Origin of the sequence: Calidifontibacillus oryziterrae, assembly GCF_000331575.1 — a bacterium.
In the GTDB taxonomy this organism is placed as follows: domain Bacteria; phylum Bacillota; class Bacilli; order Bacillales; family Bacillaceae_J; genus Calidifontibacillus_A; species Calidifontibacillus_A oryziterrae.
Genome location: NZ_ANOK01000003.1, coordinates 601,570 through 624,671, shown reverse-complemented (window position 1 = coordinate 624,671; position 23,102 = coordinate 601,570). Strand labels below are relative to the sequence as shown.

28 protein-coding genes and 4 pseudogenes are annotated in these 23,102 nt (G+C 33.6%); 30 read left to right on the top strand and 2 right to left on the bottom strand.

Features of this window, described 5'->3' with window-relative positions:
- The first annotated feature begins 259 nt into the window (after positions 1-259).
- From D612_RS0103180 to D612_RS0103100, 18 genes and pseudogenes are all read left to right on the top strand, one after another.
- Positions 260-1,414, top strand: coding sequence for a cysteine desulfurase family protein (locus D612_RS0103180; RefSeq protein ID WP_017754037.1), 1,155 nt, complete (start codon positions 260-262; stop codon positions 1,412-1,414).
- A gap of 189 nt (positions 1,415-1,603) precedes the next feature.
- The gene (gene rsgA, locus D612_RS0103175; protein WP_017754036.1) at positions 1,604-2,683 is read left to right on the top strand and encodes a ribosome small subunit-dependent GTPase A; all 1,080 of its coding nucleotides are present in this window, start codon (positions 1,604-1,606) and stop codon (positions 2,681-2,683) included.
- 347 nt (positions 2,684-3,030) lie between these two features.
- The gene (locus D612_RS0103170; RefSeq protein ID WP_017754035.1) at positions 3,031-3,627 is read left to right on the top strand and encodes an NADPH-dependent FMN reductase; all 597 of its coding nucleotides are present in this window, start codon (positions 3,031-3,033) and stop codon (positions 3,625-3,627) included.
- A 202-nt stretch (positions 3,628-3,829) separates the two neighbouring features.
- Complete coding sequence (locus D612_RS0103165; RefSeq protein ID WP_017754034.1) at positions 3,830-4,018, top strand: hypothetical protein; 189 nt, start codon at positions 3,830-3,832, stop codon at positions 4,016-4,018.
- A gap of 530 nt (positions 4,019-4,548) precedes the next feature.
- A complete protein-coding gene (locus tag D612_RS0103160; protein WP_017754033.1) occupies positions 4,549-4,938 on the top strand; it encodes a hypothetical protein in 390 nt (129 codons plus the stop codon).
- Between the two features lie 42 nt (positions 4,939-4,980).
- Positions 4,981-5,142, top strand: a complete 162-nt coding sequence (locus D612_RS19680; protein WP_017754032.1) for a hypothetical protein — start codon at positions 4,981-4,983, stop codon at positions 5,140-5,142.
- A gap of 44 nt (positions 5,143-5,186) precedes the next feature.
- Positions 5,187-5,444, top strand: coding sequence for a hypothetical protein (locus D612_RS0103150; RefSeq protein WP_017754031.1), 258 nt, complete (start codon positions 5,187-5,189; stop codon positions 5,442-5,444).
- Between the two features lie 69 nt (positions 5,445-5,513).
- Positions 5,514-5,864, top strand: coding sequence for a DUF2200 domain-containing protein (locus tag D612_RS0103145; protein ID WP_017754030.1), 351 nt, complete (start codon positions 5,514-5,516; stop codon positions 5,862-5,864).
- Between the two features lie 70 nt (positions 5,865-5,934).
- A pseudogene (locus D612_RS17750) lies at positions 5,935-6,186 on the top strand (LURP-one-related/scramblase family protein); the annotation flags it as partial.
- Between the two features lie 23 nt (positions 6,187-6,209).
- Positions 6,210-6,416: a hypothetical protein gene (locus D612_RS0103135; RefSeq protein WP_017754028.1), complete on the top strand. Its 207-nt coding sequence runs from the start codon at positions 6,210-6,212 to the stop codon at positions 6,414-6,416.
- Between the two features lie 190 nt (positions 6,417-6,606).
- The gene (locus D612_RS0103130; protein ID WP_407637442.1) at positions 6,607-8,049 is read left to right on the top strand and encodes a YcdB/YcdC domain-containing protein; all 1,443 of its coding nucleotides are present in this window, start codon (positions 6,607-6,609) and stop codon (positions 8,047-8,049) included.
- A gap of 163 nt (positions 8,050-8,212) precedes the next feature.
- The gene (locus D612_RS0103125; RefSeq protein ID WP_017754026.1) at positions 8,213-8,725 is read left to right on the top strand and encodes a GNAT family N-acetyltransferase; all 513 of its coding nucleotides are present in this window, start codon (positions 8,213-8,215) and stop codon (positions 8,723-8,725) included.
- Between the two features lie 231 nt (positions 8,726-8,956).
- A complete protein-coding gene (locus tag D612_RS0103120; RefSeq protein WP_017754025.1) occupies positions 8,957-9,661 on the top strand; it encodes a methyltransferase domain-containing protein in 705 nt (234 codons plus the stop codon).
- A 589-nt stretch (positions 9,662-10,250) separates the two neighbouring features.
- Positions 10,251-10,331: pseudogene (locus D612_RS20085) on the top strand (YoaP domain-containing protein); the annotation flags it as partial.
- A 56-nt stretch (positions 10,332-10,387) separates the two neighbouring features.
- The gene (locus D612_RS0103115; RefSeq protein ID WP_017754024.1) at positions 10,388-10,924 is read left to right on the top strand and encodes a hypothetical protein; all 537 of its coding nucleotides are present in this window, start codon (positions 10,388-10,390) and stop codon (positions 10,922-10,924) included.
- Between the two features lie 111 nt (positions 10,925-11,035).
- A pseudogene (locus D612_RS0103110) lies at positions 11,036-11,248 on the top strand (LysR family transcriptional regulator substrate-binding protein); the annotation flags it as partial.
- Positions 11,249-11,282: 34 nt separating this feature from the next.
- A complete protein-coding gene (gene trhA / locus D612_RS0103105) occupies positions 11,283-11,924 on the top strand; it encodes a PAQR family membrane homeostasis protein TrhA (protein ID WP_017754022.1) in 642 nt (213 codons plus the stop codon).
- A gap of 268 nt (positions 11,925-12,192) precedes the next feature.
- Positions 12,193-12,774, top strand: coding sequence for a hypothetical protein (locus tag D612_RS0103100; RefSeq protein ID WP_017754021.1), 582 nt, complete (start codon positions 12,193-12,195; stop codon positions 12,772-12,774).
- Positions 12,775-12,936: 162 nt separating this feature from the next.
- Here D612_RS0103100 and D612_RS0103095 read toward each other — a convergent pair whose 3' ends face one another.
- Complete coding sequence (locus D612_RS0103095; protein WP_017754020.1) at positions 12,937-13,341, bottom strand: hypothetical protein; 405 nt, start codon at positions 13,339-13,341, stop codon at positions 12,937-12,939.
- 162 nt (positions 13,342-13,503) lie between these two features.
- Positions 13,504-14,313 carry an AAA family ATPase gene (locus D612_RS0103090; RefSeq protein ID WP_017754019.1) on the bottom strand — a complete coding sequence of 270 codons (810 nt, stop codon included), beginning with the start codon at positions 14,311-14,313 and terminating at the stop codon, positions 13,504-13,506.
- Between the two features lie 267 nt (positions 14,314-14,580).
- On the opposite strand from D612_RS0103090, the pseudogene trhA (D612_RS0103085) reads away from it, so the two are divergent.
- From trhA (D612_RS0103085) to D612_RS0103020, 12 genes and pseudogenes are all read left to right on the top strand, one after another.
- Positions 14,581-14,811: pseudogene (gene trhA, locus D612_RS0103085) on the top strand (PAQR family membrane homeostasis protein TrhA); the annotation flags it as partial.
- Positions 14,812-15,600: 789 nt separating this feature from the next.
- Positions 15,601-15,936, top strand: coding sequence for a hypothetical protein (locus tag D612_RS0103075; RefSeq protein WP_017754017.1), 336 nt, complete (start codon positions 15,601-15,603; stop codon positions 15,934-15,936).
- A gap of 198 nt (positions 15,937-16,134) precedes the next feature.
- Complete coding sequence (locus tag D612_RS0103070) at positions 16,135-16,527, top strand: hypothetical protein (protein ID WP_017754016.1); 393 nt, start codon at positions 16,135-16,137, stop codon at positions 16,525-16,527.
- 341 nt (positions 16,528-16,868) lie between these two features.
- A complete protein-coding gene (locus tag D612_RS0103065; protein ID WP_017754015.1) occupies positions 16,869-17,300 on the top strand; it encodes a hypothetical protein in 432 nt (143 codons plus the stop codon).
- A gap of 480 nt (positions 17,301-17,780) precedes the next feature.
- The gene (locus D612_RS0103055) at positions 17,781-18,212 is read left to right on the top strand and encodes a hypothetical protein (protein WP_017754013.1); all 432 of its coding nucleotides are present in this window, start codon (positions 17,781-17,783) and stop codon (positions 18,210-18,212) included.
- A gap of 218 nt (positions 18,213-18,430) precedes the next feature.
- Positions 18,431-18,817: an FAS1-like dehydratase domain-containing protein gene (locus D612_RS0103050; RefSeq protein WP_017754012.1), complete on the top strand. Its 387-nt coding sequence runs from the start codon at positions 18,431-18,433 to the stop codon at positions 18,815-18,817.
- Positions 18,818-19,102: 285 nt separating this feature from the next.
- Positions 19,103-19,579: a DUF2975 domain-containing protein gene (locus tag D612_RS0103045; RefSeq protein WP_017754011.1), complete on the top strand. Its 477-nt coding sequence runs from the start codon at positions 19,103-19,105 to the stop codon at positions 19,577-19,579.
- A gap of 10 nt (positions 19,580-19,589) precedes the next feature.
- Positions 19,590-19,814 (top strand): helix-turn-helix domain-containing protein, encoded by a 225-nt coding sequence (locus D612_RS0103040; protein ID WP_017754010.1) that lies wholly within the window; start codon positions 19,590-19,592, stop codon positions 19,812-19,814.
- The gene (locus D612_RS0103035; protein WP_017754009.1) at positions 19,811-20,215 is read left to right on the top strand and encodes a hypothetical protein; all 405 of its coding nucleotides are present in this window, start codon (positions 19,811-19,813) and stop codon (positions 20,213-20,215) included. Before D612_RS0103040 ends, D612_RS0103035 begins: the two co-directional genes overlap by 4 nt.
- A gap of 103 nt (positions 20,216-20,318) precedes the next feature.
- Positions 20,319-20,477, top strand: a complete 159-nt coding sequence (locus D612_RS19675; RefSeq protein ID WP_017754008.1) for a hypothetical protein — start codon at positions 20,319-20,321, stop codon at positions 20,475-20,477.
- A 142-nt stretch (positions 20,478-20,619) separates the two neighbouring features.
- Complete coding sequence (locus D612_RS0103025) at positions 20,620-21,846, top strand: multidrug effflux MFS transporter (RefSeq protein WP_017754007.1); 1,227 nt, start codon at positions 20,620-20,622, stop codon at positions 21,844-21,846.
- Between the two features lie 202 nt (positions 21,847-22,048).
- On the top strand, positions 22,049-22,813 hold the full coding sequence (locus tag D612_RS0103020; protein ID WP_034725809.1) for a GNAT family N-acetyltransferase: 765 nt from the start codon (positions 22,049-22,051) through the stop codon (positions 22,811-22,813).
- Positions 22,814-23,102 lie beyond the last annotated feature (289 nt).

Sequence of the window (23,102 nt, the reverse complement as noted above, 5' to 3'; positions counted from 1 at the left end):
TAAATTGGTAGGAAAAACCAACAAAACCAAGCATACATGAATGATGTCAAAAAAATGTCTGGAAAATATTAAGAAAATGTTAAGAAGAAAGTAGCTACATCATATTTTATTAAAACCATTTCATATTTTAGAATTTTCATACTGTAACGTGATAATTATATCGGCAACGTATAGAGTTAATATTTTATAATGAAGTGTATAAATTGATTATTGCTATCCAATAGCTTATTGGAGAAATATAGAAAAAGGCGGGAATCGAATGCCAGAAATATATTTAGATAATTGCGCCACTACAAAACCATATCCAGAAGTAACAGAAAAGGTTGTGAAGATGCTTACAGAAGTGTACGGTAACCCCTCATCCATACATCGTCTAGGAAAAGAAAGTAAGCAAGAACTCGAAAAAGCCCGGCATATTATTGCGGATTCACTTGAAGTCAGTTGTGATGAAATATATTTCACATCTGGCGGCACGGAGTCCGACAATCTAGCGATTAGAGGAGCTTGTCTGGCAAATGCTAAGCATGGAAAACACATTGTAACAACGACAGCTGAACACGCAGCTGTAACGAAAACGATTCGTGATCTAAAAAGACAAGGTTGGAACGTATCGTATATTTCAGCACCAAATGGCAAGCTTGATATGAATGAGTTAAAGCTGGCAATTACTGAAAACACAGTACTTGTAAGTGTCATGCTTGTTAACAATGAAATTGGCTCTTTTTTCCCCGTACATAAAATTAAACAAATTATTTTAGAAAAGCAATCTTCTGCGCTTTTGCATTGTGATGCTGTTCAAGCATATGGGAAAATGAATTTTACCGCTTCAAGCCTGGGTGCTGATCTTATCAGCATAAGTGCGCACAAAATCCACGGTCCAAAAGGGATCGGTGCGCTTTATGTGAGAAATGGTACTCCAATGTTTTCTCTAAATCTTGGGGGTGGACAAGAACGAGGCTTACGCTCAGGAACCGAAAATACACCCCTGATACCTGGGTTTGCTGAAGCAGTACGGATCACTTTTTCTAATATGGAAGCGAATATTGGCCATATGGCAAAACTTCGTGATTATTTGATAGAAATGATCGAAGAGCACTTTCCAAAAGCTGTTATCCATTCAAGAAAACAGGGAGCACCTCACATTGTCAATTTTTCACTCCCTAGTGTAGATAATAAACAAGTGGTACAGTATCTTGATTCGAAAAAAATATATATTTCTAGCGCCGCCGCATGTAAATCAAATCATTCTCGCGGTCCCGCAGTGCTCGAATCACTTGGAATAAGCCGCGAGTTAGCCGATAGTGCACTCCGCATCAGCTTTTCCTACTTGAATACTAACAGTGATATTGATGCTCTCCTACAAGCTCTATTAGAATATTGCAAGCTTTATAACTATAATCAATTCACCAAGTGATCAGTAATGATGTTCATTTTCTTTTTTGATTATTATATAATATGACTATTCAATAGAAGAAAGGAGATGTTGTTGTATGTTAAACATGCAAATTGTTGAGATTGTAACAAATGGGGAGGATTGTGCTAAATAAATCCATGCATAAAACCTCCCAAAGGTTATAATCCAAAACTTTAGGAGGAAATGAAGTTGAGTATTATTAATATGGAAAATCTAGGACTTACTGAAACATTTATACAAGAGTCTAAATTATATAAAGATTTATTTATTGGTCGTATATCATCACAATCAAAAAATTTATATAAAATCATTACAGAAAAAGGTGAGTTTACAGCTGAAATATCTGGAAAATTACGTCATAGCATACGCGATCTTTCCGAATATCCGGCTGTTGGAGATTTTGTCATGGTTGACCGTTCTGATAACTCACAAGGAAACGTAATTATTCACCATGTACTAAATAGGAAAAGTGTGTTTGCCCGAAAAGTGGCTGGTACTACAAATGATATCCAAGTTGTCGCTAGTAATATTGATATCGTTTTTATATGTATGTCGCTAAACAATGATTTTAATCTTCGAAGACTAGAGAGGTACCTTTCTGTAGCATGGGATAGTGGCGCTACTCCGGTTATTGTCCTTACAAAATCAGATTTGTGTAATGAGATAGAAGGAAGACTCAATGAAATATCCACCATCGCAATTGGTGTAGATGTCCTTGTAACATCAACTATTTCTGATAATGGTTATCAATCTGTGAAAAAATTTCTTTCCAGTGGTAAGACAGTCGCATTTATCGGCTCTTCTGGCGTTGGGAAGTCAACCTTAATCAATCGTCTACTTGGTGAAAGTGTATTAGAAACAAGTGGAATAAGAAGTGATGATAAAGGGAGGCATACTACTACAAGACGTGAGCTAATTTTGGTATCAGATGGAGGAGTTGTGATAGACACACCAGGAATGAGAGAGCTTGGTATAATAAGTGCTGATCTAGCAAAATCCTTTGCTGATATTGACGAACTCGCCTCTAAATGCAGATTTAACGACTGCACCCATAATAGCGAACCTAAGTGTGCAGTCAAAAAAGCCATTCATGATGGCGTTTTGTCCGCGGAAAGGTTAGAAAACTACAAAAAGCTTCAACGAGAAATGAAATATGATGGATTAAATTCTAAAATGATAGAAAAAGAAAAGATTAATGATATGTTTCATGAAGTGGGTGGCATGAAAAACGCCAGGAAATTCTTTAAAGAAAAAAACAAAAATAGATAGGAAAGCAGTAGTAAGAAATATTTTTGCCATTTTTTGATAAAAATCAAGAAATGGCTTTTTTTGTTAGAACTCACTCCAATTGCTATGATAGGGCAGTTGTCCAAAAACTTAATTTCTGCCATGAATATCATTATCTTTATTCTATTATTTAATTTGTAATATTTTATAACCCGCAATATTTTTTTCTTAAAAATAGTTAAATGGGGAATTACGAATAGTGTTAGGATTTAGCAATAAGGAAGATATTATTATCTCCTATTGTTTGAATATGGATTGGCACTTATGGAAATATTATTTTTAGCAACAATTACCTTTGTAATTAAACTGTAAGAGTTAGGTGGTAAAGTATGGGCTTATTATCAAAGTTATTTAGCAGCTCAACTAACAAGGAGGAAGAACAGATGGCAAACTTAAACATCGGAATTATTTTAGGGAGTACACGTGAAGGACGTCTTAGTCCACAAGTTGGAGAATGGATAAAATCACAAGCGGACAAACGCGGTGATGCAAATTACGAAATAGTTGATATTAAAGATTTTAACCTGCCATTCTTAGGTACAACAGACGGATCAGAGCCAGGAATTGCTAAATGGAACGAAAAACTTGCTAACTTAGATGGTTTTATATTTATAGTTCAAGAATACAACCACAGTATTACTGGTGCATTGAAAAACGCTCTAGATTTTGCACGTGAAGCTTGGAATAATAAAGCAGCTGGTATAGTAAGTTATGGGTCAGTAGGAGGTGCACGTGCAGCAGAGCATCTTCGTGGGATACTAGGCGAATTAGCAGTTGCAGATGTTCGTACACATCCAGCTTTAAGTTTATTTACGGATTTTGAAAATGGGCAAACATTCAAACCAGCCGAAATGCATGAAAGTACAGTAAACGAAATGTTAGGTCAACTAATTTCTTGGTCAACTGCTCTCAAAACAGTGAGATAAAAGAAATGATAATTGGAACCCTTAATTATTTTAAATAAATAAGGGTTTCTTTTTTATGAATCAAGATACTTCAATGTTCATATCCAGTAGCATAAAGGAAATAATGTTGTTATTGTAATATCGCTAACGACTAGTTTAGCTTACATACTGGTTTTTTATGGTAAAATAATTTAAAGTGCTTGATATAGAGGGGGATGTTTTTTTGGATAAAAAGAAATATTATTTAGTTTATATGCCGCTGATGACGATCATTGGTGTATTTTTAATTTTTTATCTTCCAGCTGATCAGAGCCATTATGTGTTATTAATTCCTATCATTTTTTGGATAGTTTATTATTCTTGGAATTTTGTAGAGAAAAAAGGATTGAAAAATAGAGATTCGACAAAGTGAGAGTAAACACAATGCACTTCAAATACTCTATAGAATTTCCATTATAGTATCTCTAATCAATACCACTTACGTGACGGAATATCGAAGCAGGCTAATTGTGCGGACACCAGGTACGTTATTTTTGCAAAATTCAAGATTTCTATGTCTATCCGGACATCAGATCCGTTATTTCATATATTTTCTCGATATTTCCCTTCATTCGTTTCAAATAAAGGTTTTGATGTCCGTTAAAATTCACATAACACCAGAAATAGTTAAAATAACGGATTTTTTGTCCACTAAATAGAAATAGTTGCTTTCTATGTATTCCATTTGGTGAAGCGTATGGTTGTGGAAAGGAAAATAGTGATCATACTACAGAGAACGTGATCAGTGAGGATGCTTGGCGAGCGAACGGTGCAACTTATGTGATAGGGACGTAAATCAACAGGCCAGCTTTACTTATAAACATAAAAATTCAGGCAAATAAATGAATGGAATTTACAAGTTTTCCACAGATACTCCAATATATGAAAAAGGATGCGATGGGATTGACTAGATTAATTTTTAAAAGAACGTTAATCAAAAACAAAGTTCAGTTGCAAATTTTAATAATAGTTGCAACAGGTTTTTACCTTTCTAGCTGTAATCAAGACGTTTCTTATGAGGAAGTAGCATTTCAAGATGCTCCAGACGAAGTGACGATGAATTTGCATAATGTACCACCTGGCCAAAGTACAGGTATGGCTGAAATAGGAAATGAGGCATATGCAATTATTATCGGGGATACTGGGCAAGAAATTGAGGTAATATCTGTGAGTAACGATTTCGATATCTACTATAGAATAGTCGAAACATCTGAGTCAAACTCAGAACGTCCAATCAAAATTGTGAAAATGAAAAATAACGGTTCTCCCGTTGGATTTAAAGAAGTTCAGTAACAATAGTATTATCGTAAATTTTCGTAAAAAAGGAGACCTAAAATGAATGATGATAAATGGATTGTCTATCTTTTACTAGGATTGATTACTTATACAGTAGGTCTAGTTTACATACAAGAAGTTGAGCCAACTCTCGCAGATCAAATTAATAGCAGTGTAATCATAGGTTTATTGTTATTAATTTTTATAAAGATGAAAAAATAATAACAAACGAAAGAGTAACTAATTGGTACGGAGAATGATGGGAAATGGACTTGCAAATTGAGTATAGGGTGATGATCTATTTGGAATGGTTTAAGCTTTTGTTAATACTAGCAATAGTTCTTTATCTTTTTGCTACTTTCCAGTTTTATCGGTTTTGGAAAGGTTTTAAAAATCTCAATATTGGAGATACACTTTCAATCGAATTAAGAGATGAATTGAGAAAAAAGATCAAAGCTGCAATTATTTTTGTTGTAATTGGGGGAATTTTAAATTTAATAGGGACAATTATTAGACCCTTTTGATGAATCGTACAATTTCATTCCTCAATTTTACTTGCTATAGTAAAAAACACTTAGAAGGGAGCTTGTATCATGACCAAGCATAAAATTTATACAATGAGTGTCGCCAAAGTCTATCCCCATTATATTACGAAAGCAGAGAAAAAAGGGCGTTCAAAATCAGAAGTCGATGAAATCATCCGTTGGTTAACAGGGTATAGCCAAGAAGAATTAGATGCTCAATTGGAAAAAAAAACAGACTTTGAAACCTTCTTTGCGGAAGCTCCGCAATTAAATCCATCACGATCTTTGATCAAAGGTATAATCTGCGGTGTCCGCGTGGAAGATATCGAAGAACCTACAATGCAGGAAATTCGCTATTTAGATAAACTAATCGATGAGCTAGCAAAGGGAAAAGCGATGGAGAAAATTATGCGGAAATAATTGATCGGTTGCTTTGTACATTGGGGGACATTGGTAGGGATTACAATATCCCTAAACGAGGGGGAACAGCGTGAAGAAACTTTATATAAAGCAGAAGGTGTTCAGCCTGAGTGGCAAATTTACGGTAAAGGATCAGCAAGAGAATGATGTTTATTACGTTGAAGGCAGTTTTATGAAAATCCCAAAAACGTTCTCGATTATGAATAAAACGAAAGATGAAGTTGCGCTCATCACGAAAAAAGTGTTCAGCCTTCTACCGAAGTTTTTTGTGGAGGTGAACGGTCAAGAAGTACTAACGATTAAGAAAGACTTAAAAATTTTTTTATTGTTATAGGGGGTGAAAAGATGGTTTCAAATATTGGGGTGCCAGGTTTTATCCTTTTTTTTAATATTATTCTTTGGGGTGTAGGCCTGTTTATTCTTTATATTGTAATAGTAGCAGCTGTGAAGAATGGTATTAACAAATCTGTAGTTGGACAATTGATTGAAAAAAATTATGGAATTAATGCAAATATCAAAACTTTTCTCGATAGAGATTTAGATAACGATTGAATCACATACCCACATATTACTAAAGTGACGTGATACGCGTAAACGCAAATGTCAGCGCCAATTCATTACTTCGTTCAATTTTCTATCGGAGTTTTGCAAAAATAACCGTATGGTTTCACGAATACTGAAAAAGAGAATAAAAGATTGATAAAGTAGAGAAGCTCTTAAAATATAGTAAAACCACGCGGAGGTGGATTCCTTGTTAAAAGAACAATTAAAGGAGCGAGCACAATCATTAGTTCAAATTCCTGATCATTTTCAGCCGGTCCTAGAAGAATATTTTGAAGGGGAGAATGGTGAAGGGGAAGCGATGTTTACATGGACAGATGACCAACATGACGAAGGGATTTCGCTCACACTTGACCTTGATGGGAATTTGACTCGATTATCCATTGAAATGAAAAAAGAAAATGCGTATAGCGCTTCTCTAGATGAAACTGAATTAAGACAACGGGCAGAACAATTTTTGCTTGACCATTACCCTCATGCATTACAGCATTTAACCCTTTACCAAACGAAAAAATTAACAAAGACCTATCGCTTTTACTATGAACAATTAGTGATGAACCTACCATTAGATGATGCAGGTTGTTTTGTTGATGTTGACGCTCGCGGGGAGATTGTTGAATTTAAGTATAATGGTCTGCAACCAGAGCCAGAAGTTCCAAAAAAATTAATAGCGAAAGAAAAACTAAGCGAACACGTCAAAAATCGCCTCGATTTTCAGCTTATAATCACAAGATTAGATTCTGTAATTCATAATGTAACCGAGGATGGACTCCGTCTCGTATATAAGATTGAACCATTTTTCATGAAATATAAGGCAGGCGTTTTAGTGCCGACGTTAACGATCATCCATGAAGAAGATGAAAAGGAGAAGGAAGAGTTCGTTACATTGCCCCCGCTACCTGAAACAATAGTACAGAATGATTTATCATCAGAAGAGATCATTGGTATTTCTGAGGAGATGGAGGTTATTCGTGAAGTCGATTGGGGCGAAGAAACTGGGATAGTTTGGCGTGACCAAGGTTGGACGCTCGATGAAGACGTAAAGGATTTATCGATGGATCGCTTATTTAAAAAACATAATGAAGATACCGTAAAAGCTTTCATTTCGAAAAAAACAGGGAAAATAACAAGGTTTATGTGGATTAAAGACCGAACTGGTGATCTTTCCCTTAGCCAGAAAGAATGTTATCAAATAGCAATTGCCTTTCTTCAAATGATTATTCCCGATTATTATCAATATTTGCAATTGATTGTCCATGATAACGGGGATGAACAAAATGACACTAGGATAGCATTCAATTTCCACGTACATAACGGACATGGCATCCCTATTTTTTCAGAAATAGTAGTAGTTTCTGTTAATCGGCAAACAGGCCAAATAGATTATTATAGTGGACCGAGCTCTGACCTAGAACAACTGCAGCATATTCCGTCTGAAGCAGCCATCTCGAAAAAAGAGGCTTATGACATTTTCAGCAAGCATCTAGATTTTAAATTGATCTGGGACAAAAACTATGAAGAAAATAACAACATCCTTGCGTACCAAGCATGTGATCGCCATACAGGAAAATCGTTTCGCTATATTGATGCAATCACAGGAGAAATAATTACTGAAAAAGACTAATATGTATGTTTTCAGGTGATCACAATGAAGAGAACATAAAGAACAGATACTACAGATTATCACTATAGAACACAGTTTTTATTGAAAAATAAAAAAACAAATGCTACCGATGAGCCACAACAGAGAAAAATATTTTCAAAGATTTTGAGAGATGGTGTATAAAATGAGTGTAAAAATTAAAAAGGCGACTACTAAAGATTCAGAATCAATTAGCAAAATCCACGCTTTAAGTTGGAAGACAGCTTATAAAGGAATAGTGCCACAACAATATTTAGATGAGCTTAAAGATGACTTTTGGGTAAATGCTTTTGATAATTGGATTAGCAATAACATTGTAACCGCACAGCTTATTTATGAAGATGAATTACCGGTAGGTTGTATTGCGTTTGGGAAAGCGAGAGATGAAAAATTTTCGGAATGGGGTGAAATTATTTCTATATATGTACACCCTGATTTTTGCAGAAGAGGGTACGGGCAGCAATTATTACATACTGCCTTACGTGATATGAAAACGAAAGGATTCCGCAATTGCTATTTATGGGTATTAAAGGAAAACGATAATGCAATCAACTTTTATAAGAAGAATGGTTTTACTTGCAATCATGATGAATATACATTCGAAATTAATAATGAACCGCTAACCGATGTAAGATATGTTCTATCATTAGAAAAGTAATTATGTCTTTCTCTTTTAATGCTTCAATTCGTTCCTTTAACTTGTTTTTTTACTTCTTGGGCTACGAGTTTACCACCTATAGTGAAAGAGCGATTGACATTTAATTAAAGTATGAAAATCGTTATTGCTAACGAAGCAAGTTAGCAAAAAAGAACTTGAATAATATACAGTTTTTTCCTATAATAACATATTAGTTGAGATTAGTTTAGTTGAGAAATGGAGAGTTGAGGAATGAGTAAAACTGAGTTGTATACTCAATCGGGAGTTGCGATGACATGTCGCTCTTACCAAGAGTATAAAGAAATGTTTATGTTTAAAGAGGATTTGTTTAGTAAAGGTAAAATTCTTGATATTGCATCTGGAGCATCTTCATTTATTGCTGAACTAAATCAAATGGAATATGAAGCTATTGCGGTTGATCCTTTATACAAACTTACAAGCGAAGAAATTTATGATCTTGGAAAAAAGGAAATTAATATAGCTTCTCAAAAGTTATCCCAAAATGAAAATCTTTTTATATGGAACAATTATAAAAGCCTAAAACATCATGATGAAATTAGAAATCGTTCTTTAAATCAATTTATTGATAATTATAGAAAAGACAAACATAAAGAAAAATATATCCCAGCAACATTGCCTAATTTACCCTTTGATAATAATACGTTTTCATTAGTTTTTTGTAATCACTTTTTATTCTTATATCAAGAGCAATTTGATTTTAAATTTCATTTAGATGCAATTAATGAAATGGTGAGGATTACAAAAAAGGGCGGATTAATATTGATATACCCTTTAGTTGGTTTTAAAGATGAAATTTACCCACACTTAGACAAACTAATAGATTCATTAAATACAAATGACGTTAGTGCAAAAATTAACGAAACTAAATTTCGATTTCTTCCATCAGCAACCCACTATCTGAAAATTGACAAATAGATTATGAATTAATGGTTTATATTAAAACAGCGTTACTCAATATGAAGTAACGCTGTTTTTGTTCAACGACCGGGTACTTTAAGAATTATAATTTGTATTTCGGATGTGGACTGTTCTTTAAACACTTGGATTTAAAGAGTGGCAAAAAATCATTGTATTGATCGTATCCGCAGAATTCATTGCAATAAGGTTGTATGTTATGATAATACAAAAAATATGAAGATGTAATCACTCTATATTACTTTAAAAATCGGTCGTTAAAAGAAATCGAGCGTACTAAATATAAAATTATCAACTGTAAAAACCCGTATTTATAGAGCAAAACAAATGTTAAAGCAAATATGCCAAGATGAAAAAATACATACGATTGTTTTAAAATAGCGAGCTAGTACGAACAGGGTAAGTTAGTATTACAATGTAGTCCATGAAAATGTCAAGGTAATAGGAGGAAAAGGAATGATTATAAGGGAAATGATTGCTGAGGACATACCTCAGTCGCTTTTATTCTAACGAGCAGGTCAGTGGAGGAAAAAGTAAAGATTTCTAAAGGGATTCTGACATGATGATTGTATAATTATGGCGGGGGTGATATAACGGTGAATTCATTACACACGAAATAATCAGCTCAAAGAAATTCGACAAGTTACTAGCAAAACTAGTATCGGGGTAATGATATCCTTTGTTCTATATTTTAGGAATCTTATTATAAATAGGGTGGCAAATAACATGAAAAAAATTCTATTAATCTTAATAACAATGCTTGTAGTATTTGTGGTCACTGCATGCAATGATGCAACTACCACAGCGCAAAAAGAAGCTAATAATATAATCAATGATAATGAAATTGCCGTTGATACCAAAGGATCAACTGATGATGTGAACTATGAAAAAATAAGCGCATATATGGAAGAAGAATGTAAAAATGTTTTTTCTCCATACTATGAGTTATTAGATTTTCAATTATCAGATTATACGGAAGAAGTTGTGAATGGAAAGGTTGAAGCTACTTTTTCATATAAGTTGATACATAAAAATTATGATAAAGACCCGGATACAGTTGGATATATTAAAGCTGCAAAGGAAAGTGGCGATAAACACTATCAACAATTGTATGATGAATACTTACAACCACAAGAAATGAATTTCCCGCTGTTAAAAGCTGTTATAGAAGAAAATGAGTTAATAACTTTATATTCTAATATTTCTCCCCATGGAGTCGAATGGGAAGAAGTAAAAATTTCTAATTTTGTTATTAGTAAATAAGTGGGGGTAAAAATATGTTATAAAATATAGGTGTACCAGGTTTAGTTCTGGTTTTAAATTTAACTGGCACACGGAATTTTCAAGTCCTGTTATGCTTTCATGAATGCTGATAAAGATCATCCGCTTGAGCATTGTGATAAGTTTCCAATCAAAGAATTATTGAACAATCCGTTTATGCTATTGGAAAAGGGTGCGAAAGCAGAAATCTCTGAAATTTTTGAGAAGCACCATATTTCACCTCAAGTTCACTTTACAACATGGGATGACTATGCCATTATGTCCATGGTGGAAAACGGGCTTAGTACCAGTATATTACATGATATGTTCTCTCAATAGAATCCAATAGGAGCGAGATTTAATGGCTAACACACACATTTTTAACAAAGGCGAAGAAATTGCAAATTCTATTACTCATGGAATTGGGGTTCTTCTTAGCATTGCAGCACTAGTAATATTAATTGTATTTTCTTCTTTGTACGGAAGCGCTTGGCATATCGTTAGCTTCACAATATTTGGAGCGACTATGCTTCTCATGTATACATCATCGACACTATTGCACGCTTTTCCTGAAGGCAGCAGAATTAAAAACCTATTTGAAATCTTTGACCATTGTTCGATCTATTTTTTCATCGCCGGCACTTACACACCTTTCATGTTTGTTGCCGTAAAAGGATGGGTTGGATGGACTATTTTCGGAATCGTCTGGGGCATTGCAATTGGTGGAACGGTCTTTAAATCCTTTTATGTTAAGAAATTTTTGTTCACATCAACTGTGTTATACGTGTTAATGGGCTGGTTAATTGTTTTTGCTTGGGAGCCATTAACAGAAGCCATGCAGCCTAGTGGGGTAACGTATTTAATTATCGGTGGATTGTTATATACATTTGGGGCTGTTTTCTATATTTGGCGAGGATTCAAGTATCACCATGCTGTATGGCACCTTTTCGTCATTGCCGGTAGCATCATGCACTTTTTCAGTGTGCTAACACTTTTGAATTAATTATTTTACATATTAAGAGTAATAATCATGGAACAGAATTATAACCAAGTGGTTGATATTAAACAGGATCTTTCGGACGAATAAATAGCAGCTAGGGGATGAAAAGGAGAAATAATTTTTTATATTTGAAAAGGTGTTCATATTACAAGGATACATATATTTTCCATAAAAACGCAAAATATTTCTATAAAGGCTGAATCAATGAATACCCCCTACATAACTATCCTATTCATTAACAAGCCTTAAGAAATATTTAAGGATGATTGCGTTGGAACATAATCGTGTAGAACAATTTGATAAAATTGTCAAGACCATTAGAGATGGTTATCGAGCGTTAACTGAGTATTGGCTTGAATGGTCAATCTATACTGCATTTGAATTTTGGTTAATGGTTTTATTATTTATAGCATCTTTAGCGTTTGTTCTCATCAAAATTGATAAAGAAAAGATTTTTTTAATTGGATTTTATGGATATAGCATCCATATGACGATTGGATATTTAGATATGTATGGCAGGAATATGGGTTTTTGGAACTTCCCTTTTCCATTAATCCCTGGATTACCAGGCTTGGTATTGGATTCAAGTATCGTACCTGTAATTTTTATGATGGTGTACCAATGGACGTTAAACCACAATAAAAATTATTATCTTTATTCTTTTCTAACTGCTTGCTTTTTTGCATTCATATTTAAGCCCAGTATGGAAGCCATAGGTGTTTTGAAATTGTACGGAAAGGCAAACTATTTTCATCTGTTAATTGTCTATGTTACTGCATTTTTGATTTCACGATTTCTTACGAATTTATTTTTATGGCTGCAAAAAAAATATTCAAAGCAATTGTCCCATTAAAGGGTCGATTCCTTCCTGAACAAGTATATTTATAGCGGAATGAAAAATTGCAACGACTATGAAGTGAAGGATGGGGGAAAGCGAAAAAAACACCTATTCCTAAGTTAAAAACTTGGAAAATAAGCGTTTTTATAATGTGTTGAGTGCATGGCTAGCAAAGCACTATGAATTATATAAATCCTCAATACTTTTCATTACTTTTTCATCTGGCTTAAAGTAAATATCATCGATGTAGTTCGGTAAAAAATGAAAGACTTTTTTATTTCCTTCATAAAGCGTTAAATCGTAAGTCCAATCAGTTGTATTTTTTTCTTGAACTACATCTGGTATAAAATAGGCAACATTCATATTCTCTACCCAAGTTTTTATAACTGTCTTGTCAGTTATAGTTTTCTTTTCTCCAGTTTCATTACTATTTATTGTAATTTTACTGATCTTAGTTAGATCAATTTTTGATAACTCAGCTAATGTGTAGGGCTGGAGTTCAATTGTTCTTTGTTCTTTTTGACCACAAGCAGTCAAAGCCAAAATAAATAATGTTAATAAAATTATAAGTAGTTTCCTCATTGTTAGCCTCCAAATACATATATTCTTAAATTTTACCTATATTACTATAGCAACAAACAACTGACTTTCGCAATAGGTCTGACTTGTTAACATGTTATTCTAGCTTGATTTGGTAACGCCCCCTTTTATACTCTACCTGTTTTAATATGGATAAAAAAGATATTATTCAAATTCATTCTTACGTTCTTTGAAAAAGTCGTAGAAAAATTTTACATTTTCAAGCTCAGTCCATTTATATGTTCTCAAAAGAGGAGCATCAAGATTATAAATATTAGCGTCTAGTGTTCCTAGCATAAATGGCGAATGTGTCGCGATAATAAACTGGCAGTTAAAAAATCTTGCCAGTTTATTGATTTCTGTCGCCAACTGAATTTGGTTTGCAGGTGAAAGAGATGTTTCAGGTTCATCGAGCAGATATAATCCATTTGGGACAAGATACTCATCAAATATCTGGATAGATGTCTCTCCGTTCGAATACTTCTCATTTGCAAACTTCATAATTTCAATTTGTTTGTGCATTTGCGAAGAATGGTTCAACTTTTCCAGTTGCTCCTTCGTATATCCTAATTTTGATTGTTGATACAAGTAGCCCTCCTTAAGAATTGCTTCTTGTTGAATCTTCTTGATCTCATATAAAATATCTTCACTTTTGATGTATACACTATTATGTGGTATTTGATCTGACTCACCATCACTCTTATTTTCACCAAGGCTATAGGAACAGGCCATCATGTAGTCTAATGGGTAATTGTTTTCACGTTGATTAGTAAATCCTTCAGCCCCTGTAATATCCAGTTTGTTTGCCATTAAATTCAACAGCGTAGATTTGCCAGAACCATTGTTACCATACAAAACTGTAATGGTAGTAAAGACAAACACTTCTCCTGCTATATTTCTGAACACATTGTATGGATATGCATTTGGATTGTTGACGGTATGGGAAGAAAGTTTAAAGCTTTTTAAATATATCATTTGGATAAACCTTCCTTTGGAGTAAATGAATAGATATAATCAATACTATCATCTTTTTACGACGTTTGCAGAAACAAAGAGTGAAAGCTATGTTGCTTAATGATCAATAGACGACCACTATTGTTTCACTTGCAATCTACGGTCAGGAGTTGAACAAGAGCCTATTGTGCACTAATAAATGATTGAACAATTCATCTTTATTTAATTACCAACTTCGTACCAAATAATTTATCTGGTTTGGTAAAATAAATTCAGCTAGGGGAAGAAACAGTGTTATACGTGTTAATGGGCTGGTTAATTGTTTTTGCTTGGGAGCCATTAACAGAAGCCATGCAGCTTAGTGGGGTAACGTATTTAATTATCGGTGGATTGTTATATACATTTGGGGCTGTTTTCTATATTTGGCGAGGATTCAAGTATCACCATGCTGTTTGGCACCTTTTCGTCATTGCCGGTAGCATCATGCACTTTTTCAGCGTGCTAACACTTTTGAATTGAAATCTTCACTTCATTTTCTTTTATGGGTAGAAATTATAGAACGGAATTATGATAACACAATATTTTTCTTATTGAAGTAACGGAGCAGGTTTCTTCAATAAGAAGTCATAGAGGAATTTGCATTTTACTGAAAATATAATTACTTGCATTAATTTCCCGGAATATAAAGTATAAACAAGATTAGAGAATTAATGCACATTAGTAGAATTATACATATAATGGGAGGTAGCTGTAATGAAAAAATATGAGTACAAATTTGTCAAAGTAGGGGTGAAATAAGGCTTTGAAAACTTAAAGTAACGGGTGCGATTACAAAATATGCATTCGCTGTTTTACTTCCATGGCAATCTTGGAGATAAGTAGTTTATAAAAAAGGGGAAATTAATAATGTAGTCAATATCTCAATATAAATGTATTAAAAATCTTAAAGGTGGTTTTAAAGTTGAAATGCAACCAATGTCAGAATGAAATGGTTAAAGATTGTGGCGTTAATGTTGAAGGCGTTATGTATGGAATAAAAATATTTTAAAAGCGTAAAGGACTGTTCAACAAGATGTCTGAAAAACCAAAAGCGTCAGTTTGTCCGAATTGCGGTTATGTTGCATTGTATATTGATAACTGTAAGAAATTCAAATAAATGGATAATAAAGTAAGTTTCTTATTTCACTAACGGGTGCGATTGTTCAAGAGGAGCAGTCGCTTTTTCACTAACAAAGCAAGTTTGTTCAAGTAGAATTCATACAGTAAAATGAATTTATTTATAATTTCCAAAATGGAGGTGTAGCGATATTGGCAAAGCATGAGTTTGGCATAATGCAAAATGAACCCTTGTCTAATGAAAGTTACGATACATATGAACCACAAAAATACAATTGCATTATGGTTGATGACGACTTCATAGAACCAGTCATGATGGATTTGCAAGGAATAGATTGCTATTGGCATAACCTCCGAGTAGAAGGAAAAGGACTTGCCTATTGTGGTATAACCCTTATACCGCCTAAATCAATGGAAGCACTTATAAGTATTTTGTCTTCTCAAAATAAGCAAGAATATAACACTTTAATCGAACTGGTTATTCAAGCAAAAGAGACGAAAAAATATATAATTCATTTTGGCATCTAAATTCTAATTACAGAATTATGGTTTTATAGTTGTGTGTATTTCGTTTTTATATATTAAAGATTGTGAAGCATGCACTTAAAGGAACAGGGGCGATTGTTCAATAAGGAGAATGGTATTTCTTAGTGAAGTGACGGAGCATTTTTTGTATTGTATGGATCGTGCTATAATATCTAGATTTGAAACAGAGGGGGCAGTTAATTGAAAAAGGTTGGGTTCATTTCAATAGTTATTGTAATTGTTATTTTTGCTTTATTCATTTTTGTAATACAATCATACCATCCGCCACTTCCAATAGAAAATTTAACAGCAAAAGAAGTAATTGAAAAGCTGGAAGAAACAGATAGCCAGTTAGTAGAAATTTCAGTAGAAGATGATACGATTTGGTATATCACAAGAACTCAAAATGGGGGCATTTCAATAGCAGATGAAAACATTAAACAAATGATTGGCACAAAGGGTTGGGAATTTAAAGGAAAAGATGGTGCTGGACTATTTTTTGAAAAAGATGGAGAACGATTAGTTGTTACTACACAAATGTGGAGTAAAAAGTACGTACTTGTTAAAGTTCAAAGCAAGTTTAAAAATCAGTAGAATTTTATAAAGCGAACAGGAGCATTTTCTTATCCATTATATATTCAATAATCGTTTAATGCTTTGTCTTATTCTTTAATAACATCATTTAAAATATTCATGAATTCAGCATCAGCACCTTCAGGAAGTACTAGTTGGAGTACTATCACTTTTTAAGTGAAGGATAGATCAAGTTTTTGATGATGATAAGGACTAAGTTGCCAATATTGATATACTACAATACGTGGATTTTTTCAGAATAATAGTTTTAATGTTTTGAAGTACGGCCTTATTGCAAATTAGAAGTGCGGCTTTATTGTAAATTTGATCTGACGAATATCATCTAAAAAGGGGGGAATTCATTGCACCCTATTGAACTAATAGAATTGATGATAGCTAGCGGAATATTACTCGTTTTTTTATTGATTTCGTTCGTTTTCAAAGGAAAATGGAGAATGGTTATTCAGAGATTAGCTATTGTTTATGTCATTTCATTTATTAGCTTTTACGTGATACGTCCATATTGGATTGATTTACAACTTGAAAAAAAAGTAGGCTTTTTACAATTGCAATTAGAACAACAATACCCAGAAGAGACCTGGGAGATTTGGACGGTGCCACATCGTGAGGACGGTTATGAAAGTATGAATCCATATTCCATAGGTGTCATATTTGAAAATGAACCAGATGTGCAGTACAAATATTTTGTTCGTAATAAAGATAATATTATTCAAACCGGCTACTCGATTCAAAACGAACATCAAAGAGACTTATTACATATAGAGCGTGAATAAATTCTAGTTGTAAAGAACGGATTTGCTTTACAAAATCAAAGAATTTTTTCGATACGATATTAGCTAAGAAAAAGGGACTAAATTGAGTAACAAGCTGTAATACTTTATCATGACACCATTGATCATTATTGGATTTTATTTAACATACTATTTTCCAGCAAGTAAACCTTAAGAGATTTTATTTCTTATCGTGTTAGCGTATTATTTTGGCTGGAAAGATGTTAGAAAAAAGCTTAATACAGCAAAAGGAGAAGGAGTCCGTATTATTCATTTAACAGTCTTCACAGTTATAGGAATTATTTCATTTATAGCTTAAACTTACGGGTGCTTATCTTGAAAAGAAAGGACCCTTTTCCTTGAAGATAAGATTAATTCAAGAGCAAGTACTTTGAAACAAAATCAAACAAATATGTGACCTTCACACAAGCATCCTTCATTTATTTTCCATACCATACTATTAAAAAAGGAAGGATGAGTTAATTGGGAATCATTTGCCATCAAAATTGTACACATTTAGGGGTACCACCTGGTAATTTAGTAACGGCAGTTGGTCGGGGCTCAGGGGTACTGCCTGATAGGATCGAAAATTTTGCAAGGGTATTACCTGATCGAACTCAAGAAGTATTTGAAATTCCTGAAAATCAAGTTTTTATATTAACAGATATTGCTTATAATTTTGGGTCTAGTCTCCCTGCTGATAGACGTGTATTAATCTCAATTATTCAATCACAACCTCTAGGTGAATTTATTTTCCAAGCTGATTCAGTAAAAACAGATATTGAAGGTTCTGCTGGAGGAGTTATTAATTTTACAAGTGGGATGGTTATTGCAACACCCATTGAAGTTCGATTTAGTGAATTTCTTCAGGTTGTAACCGTATTTTTATATGGTTATTTTGTGGATATAACTTAGAAATACTGAAACAAAGGAAGCAAGGAAAAGGCTCTCTTGCTTCCTAACTACTAGACTATTCTAATAATAGAAAGAATGGTTTATACTCGATTTTTATTACATTTATTGTAAAAGTGATAGCTCATTATAGAGGATAGATTAGATTAGAGATCTTATGTGTATAAAGTTTATAATCTGCAAATAAAAATGTCTCGTTTTAATTAGGGAGGGGAAGATAATTGTCTTTAAAGGTAGGCGATAAAATAATATTTGAACGGACTTTCACAGTTGAGGATGTTGAATTATTTACAAAGGTTTCAGGCGATGAGGGAATTCATCACGTATCCCCAGATGAACAGGGAAGATTTGTCGTCCAAGGATTATTGACTGGTACTTTACCAACAAAAGTTGGTGGTGACGCAAACGTGCTAGCTCGGACAATGAATTTTGAGTTTTTGCGACCAGTTTTTACTGGTGATACGATCGTTTGTGAAGTCACCATTGAAAAATATGAAAAACAAGAGAATAATCGTACAGCTATTATGGCAAGTTTCCTATGTACAAATCAAAATGAGAAACAAGTCATGACAGGGAGCTTTGCGGGAGTAATTTTAACCAATGACTGAGTTTTCAATGACTAAAGGTAGAAGTGTTCGCGGGCTATTTCTAAATAATGGGTGAGGGCAACTTGTCTTTGATCGTACATACATACAACCGAACCACTACCAAAAAGCTTTAACACTTAGTCGGTGAGGTTGACTACTTAAGGGTTTGGGCATTTCTTTTTAAAAGGAATGCTTTTTTTTGTCTATATTTCGATAATAATATCATTTAATTTAATAAATATTTATTGTATAACGATAAATAACATGGTAAATTCTAATAGAAAATAACGAAGTGAGGTGCTTTTTATGAAAAGAGGGTCAACACTATTTTTGAAGTTGGCAGTTTTTATTATAGGAACTCCAGGTCTTGCTTTATGTGTATTTGGGTTGCCTTGGTTAGTTAACAATCCAGCAAATCCAAATTTCGCCCATATGCTATACCCCATTATTGTAGCTATTTATTTATCAGTCATTCCATTTTTCGTTGCATTGTATCAGGCTTTTAAACTTTTAACCTATATTGACAAAAACGAAGCTTTCTCACAAATTTCTGTTAAAGCACTAAAAATTATTAAATTGTGTGCAATCACCATCAGTGGTTTGTATGTGGTTATTTTGCCATTTGTTTTTATGCTAGCAGAGCTAGACGATGCACCAGGTCTCATCATCATCGGCATGGTCCCGATCTTTGCTGCAATGGTGATCGCAGTGTTCGCTGCTGTCCTTCAAAGACTTTTACAAGAAGCAATCGATATTAAATCTGAAAATGATTTGACGGTTTGAGGTGAAAACAATGGCGATTATAGTAAATATTGATGTTATGTTAGCGAAACGGAAAATGAGCGTAACCGAACTTTCAGAGCGGGTTGGTATCACAATGGCGAACCTTTCGATATTGAAAAATGGTAAGGCAAAAGCAATTCGATTATCAACGTTAGAGGCGATCTGCAAGGCGTTACAATGCCAGCCTGGAGATATTTTAGAATATAAAAGTGATGAAGAAGGTCAAATTCAATGAAATTTTTCTTAAGATTAAATTTCGTAAATATGATTTATGCATTAATGGCATTTGTTCCTCTTGAGCTTATGTTAAATGTATATAGAATGAGCAGATTAACAGATTGGAGTATTAGTACTTTAAATATTTTAATTGCTTTATCTACTATCACTATAATTATTGGTGGAACAATCCTGCTGTTTTTCTTAACAAAAAAGTGGCTGCGAGCTCGGAAAGCAAAATATTGGACTGCGATTCTATGGTTCCCTTATTTTGTTGTGTTTGTATATTTATTCGCAAATTTGTTTCCGATCACGTACGGCGGCGATACGCCTAATCCTGTCACAGGACTTCTCGCAATTGCTGCAATGGTTGTCTATCCTTTCTATATACTCTTATTGAATTTTCTTGTGCAGGATTAAAATTAAAAGTGTTCATTTTCCCGTTTTTTCAACAACAAAGACGTAATATGTGGTAACATTTAGTAAAAAATAATAAAGAATGAGTTAAAGGATGGTTTTAGGTATGGGTTCTATTATTTTACTTTTTTATATTAGTCTTATTGGTCTTGGAATATATGCCATTTACACTTTCTTACAAAGAACAAAAGAAAGAAATGAATACTTAAAGGATATAAGAGATGAGTTAAGAGAATTGAATAAAAAAACTGTAGACAAAGATTAATGAAGACAATGTCCTTAATTTTCTTAAAGAAGCAGACAACATAGGGTGTATTTTAGCTGTAAACACGTCCTTTTAGTGATGTGTTTTTTATTTATTTAATTAGGATGTGTAATGGAGTTTTAAGTTGAAAGGATAGTAGAGAATGAGCTTAGCAAAGAGTCAAACAATAGATTTTACAAAGAAGAAAAATTCCCCGAACCGATTAGTGTTGGCATTCATATTAGGGTTTTTAGCTTCAATCCCACCATTTGCGACGGATTTTTACTTACCAGCTTTGCCACAAATGACAACAGATTTAAGTGCAAATGCAGCTTCAGTCCAACTAAGTTTGACATCCGTCCTTTTAGGAATGGCGTTTGGTCAACTAATCATTGGACCATATAGTGATGTGTTAGGTCGAAAAATTCCGTTAACCGTTTCCTTTCTCATATTTGTTGTTTCAACAATTTTGTGCGCGTTTAGTCCATCCATTTGGATGTTAGTTATTTTCCGATTTTTTCAAGGGTTTTCTGGGGCAGGTGGTGTCGTTTTGTCCCGCGCGATTGTCCGCGATCTTTATTCAGGTTATGAAGTAACGAAGTTTATGGCCGTTTTAACATTGCTCAATGGTGTCATTACGATTATCGCACCAGTAGCAGGAGGTCAGCTTCTGAAAATAACGGATTGGCGAGGCATATTTTTATTTTTGGGGATTGTTAGTTTCTTCATATTTTTCACCGTACTTTTCGGGGTTAATGAGTCTTTGCCGGATGAAAAACGTACAGAAAGCGGATTGAAGAACTCTGTCTTAAACTTTGGAATTTTATTTAAAAACAAACTGTTTATCGGCTACACACTGACTCAAGGACTGATTTTTGCAGGATTTTTCGGCTATTTATCTGCTTCTCCATTTGTGTTACAGGATATTTATGGCTTGTCAGCGCAGGAGTATAGCTATTCCTTTGCCATCAATGCAGCGGGAGTTATTTTGGCAACATTTATAGCTGAAAGAGTAGTTGGGAATTTCGGGGAAGGAAAGATATTAATCTTTTTCTTATATATATCCTTGCTTGCAAGCCTTCTATTATTGACATCGATACTATTTAACTGGAATATTCGTTTTATCTTGCTTGCTTTCTTTTTGATTTTTTCTTGTATGGGTGTCATTAGTATGTTAAGCAACTCTTTAGCTATGCAAAGTCAGGAAAAAAATGCGGGTAGTGCCTCTGCATTACTCGGATTAGTCCCATTTATTTTAGGTGCGATTTCCGCTCCATTGGTGGGGATTGGGAGCGCTCATACGGCGTTGCCAATGGCTATTGTTATAGCGTCTTGTAACATTGGGGCTTTAGTCTGTTTTAAGAGATTAGTCTTTCATTTTCATGATTAAATCATGATGTTTCGTGATGATGAAATTAAATTGTAATGGTAATTGGTGATAAAATAAATTTGTGATTATAGAATTCGTGATTATAGAATTCGTGATTATAGAATTCGTGATTATAGAATTCGTGATTATAATTGATGATAAAAATCAATTCGTGATGATACCTAATGATAAGACGAATTTAAACATGATCGGAGTCGGGAACATGAGCTATAAAATAATTGAAGAACTATCCATGAATAATTGGCAGTCTTTGTCTACGTTATTTTATGACGGATGGGTTTTACGATTAGCTAAAGGTTATACAATCTATGCCAATTCGATTAATCCACTCTATTTTTCAACTTATAATTTGGACGATAAAATTAATGATTGTGAAAAAATATACACTAATAATGGTTTGACTCCTACATTTAAAATTACCCCTTTTGTACAACCAGAAAATTTAGATAAAATAATAGAGCAAAAAGGGTATTCCTTAGTAGACTTTGATGGAACATCTTTTGTTAGTGTTCAAACTATGAATTTAGTAGGAACTATAGAGCCCACCTTACATAGCGTAAATATTACTAAAAATCTGAATTCCGAATGGCTGGACTATTTTTGCAGATTCAATAATGTTGAGGAAGAACACAAACCTACAATCGTCCAAATGCTTTCTACTATTGCTACAAAAAAGTGCTTTCTATCCCTTTATCATCAAGACAAGGTCGTTGCTTGTGGTCTTGGGGTTATTGAAAGGGAATACATTGGTCTTTATGATATTGTCACTGACAGCCAATATCGAAATCAAGGATTTGGTAAACAATTAGTCATGAATTTACTTAAATGGGGAAAAGCAAATGGCGCTAAATACAGTTATTTAACTGTACTTTCCAATAACGATCCCGCTTTAAAACTTTATACCAACATTGGTTTTTCCGAAGTTTATCAATATTGGTATAGGGTTAAAAAATCTTTCATAAACTAAATCATTCAAATGAATTCAAACACTTGGAATGTATGATATGCTCCCCTTGGGATAGACAGATTTAAAAAAATCTGACTACATAGAGGAGTATTTTTTGTTTTATTTTATTCGCTTTTTCTAGACTCACTAATATAGTTTCGTTATTCAACAAACTATTTTTTTACTAATGCTTTTGTTAAACAAAAAAGATTTTTTTATAAAATATGTAAACTTTTCCTTACGTTTTTCGTTATATAAATGAACGTTCAATGATTCTATGAAAAACGAAGCTTTTCAACAGCTTTAATGA

Bases quoted from the DNA above. Each gene is read 5' to 3' on its own strand.
- D612_RS0103180 (WP_017754037.1), top strand. From the start codon at position 260: ATGCCAGAAATATATTTAGATAATTGCGCCACTACAAAACCATATCCA.
- D612_RS0103170 (WP_017754035.1), top strand. From the start codon at position 3,031: ATGGGCTTATTATCAAAGTTATTTAGCAGCTCAACTAACAAGGAGGAA.
- D612_RS19680 (WP_017754032.1), top strand. From the start codon at position 4,981: ATGAATGATGATAAATGGATTGTCTATCTTTTACTAGGATTGATTACT.
- D612_RS0103150 (WP_017754031.1), top strand. From the start codon at position 5,187: ATGGACTTGCAAATTGAGTATAGGGTGATGATCTATTTGGAATGGTTT.
- D612_RS0103145 (WP_017754030.1), top strand. From the start codon at position 5,514: ATGACCAAGCATAAAATTTATACAATGAGTGTCGCCAAAGTCTATCCC.
- D612_RS0103135 (WP_017754028.1), top strand. From the start codon at position 6,210: ATGGTTTCAAATATTGGGGTGCCAGGTTTTATCCTTTTTTTTAATATT.
- D612_RS0103125 (WP_017754026.1), top strand. From the start codon at position 8,213: ATGAGTGTAAAAATTAAAAAGGCGACTACTAAAGATTCAGAATCAATT.
- D612_RS0103120 (WP_017754025.1), top strand. From the start codon at position 8,957: ATGAGTAAAACTGAGTTGTATACTCAATCGGGAGTTGCGATGACATGT.
- D612_RS0103115 (WP_017754024.1), top strand. From the start codon at position 10,388: ATGAAAAAAATTCTATTAATCTTAATAACAATGCTTGTAGTATTTGTG.
- trhA (WP_017754022.1), top strand. From the start codon at position 11,283: ATGGCTAACACACACATTTTTAACAAAGGCGAAGAAATTGCAAATTCT.
- D612_RS0103095 (WP_017754020.1), bottom strand. From the start codon at position 13,341: ATGAGGAAACTACTTATAATTTTATTAACATTATTTATTTTGGCTTTG.
- D612_RS0103090 (WP_017754019.1), bottom strand. From the start codon at position 14,313: ATGATATATTTAAAAAGCTTTAAACTTTCTTCCCATACCGTCAACAAT.
- D612_RS0103045 (WP_017754011.1), top strand. From the start codon at position 19,103: ATGAAAAGAGGGTCAACACTATTTTTGAAGTTGGCAGTTTTTATTATA.
- D612_RS0103040 (WP_017754010.1), top strand. From the start codon at position 19,590: ATGGCGATTATAGTAAATATTGATGTTATGTTAGCGAAACGGAAAATG.
- D612_RS0103035 (WP_017754009.1), top strand. From the start codon at position 19,811: ATGAAATTTTTCTTAAGATTAAATTTCGTAAATATGATTTATGCATTA.
- D612_RS19675 (WP_017754008.1), top strand. From the start codon at position 20,319: ATGGGTTCTATTATTTTACTTTTTTATATTAGTCTTATTGGTCTTGGA.
- D612_RS0103025 (WP_017754007.1), top strand. From the start codon at position 20,620: ATGAGCTTAGCAAAGAGTCAAACAATAGATTTTACAAAGAAGAAAAAT.
- D612_RS0103020 (WP_034725809.1), top strand. From the start codon at position 22,049: ATGAGCTATAAAATAATTGAAGAACTATCCATGAATAATTGGCAGTCT.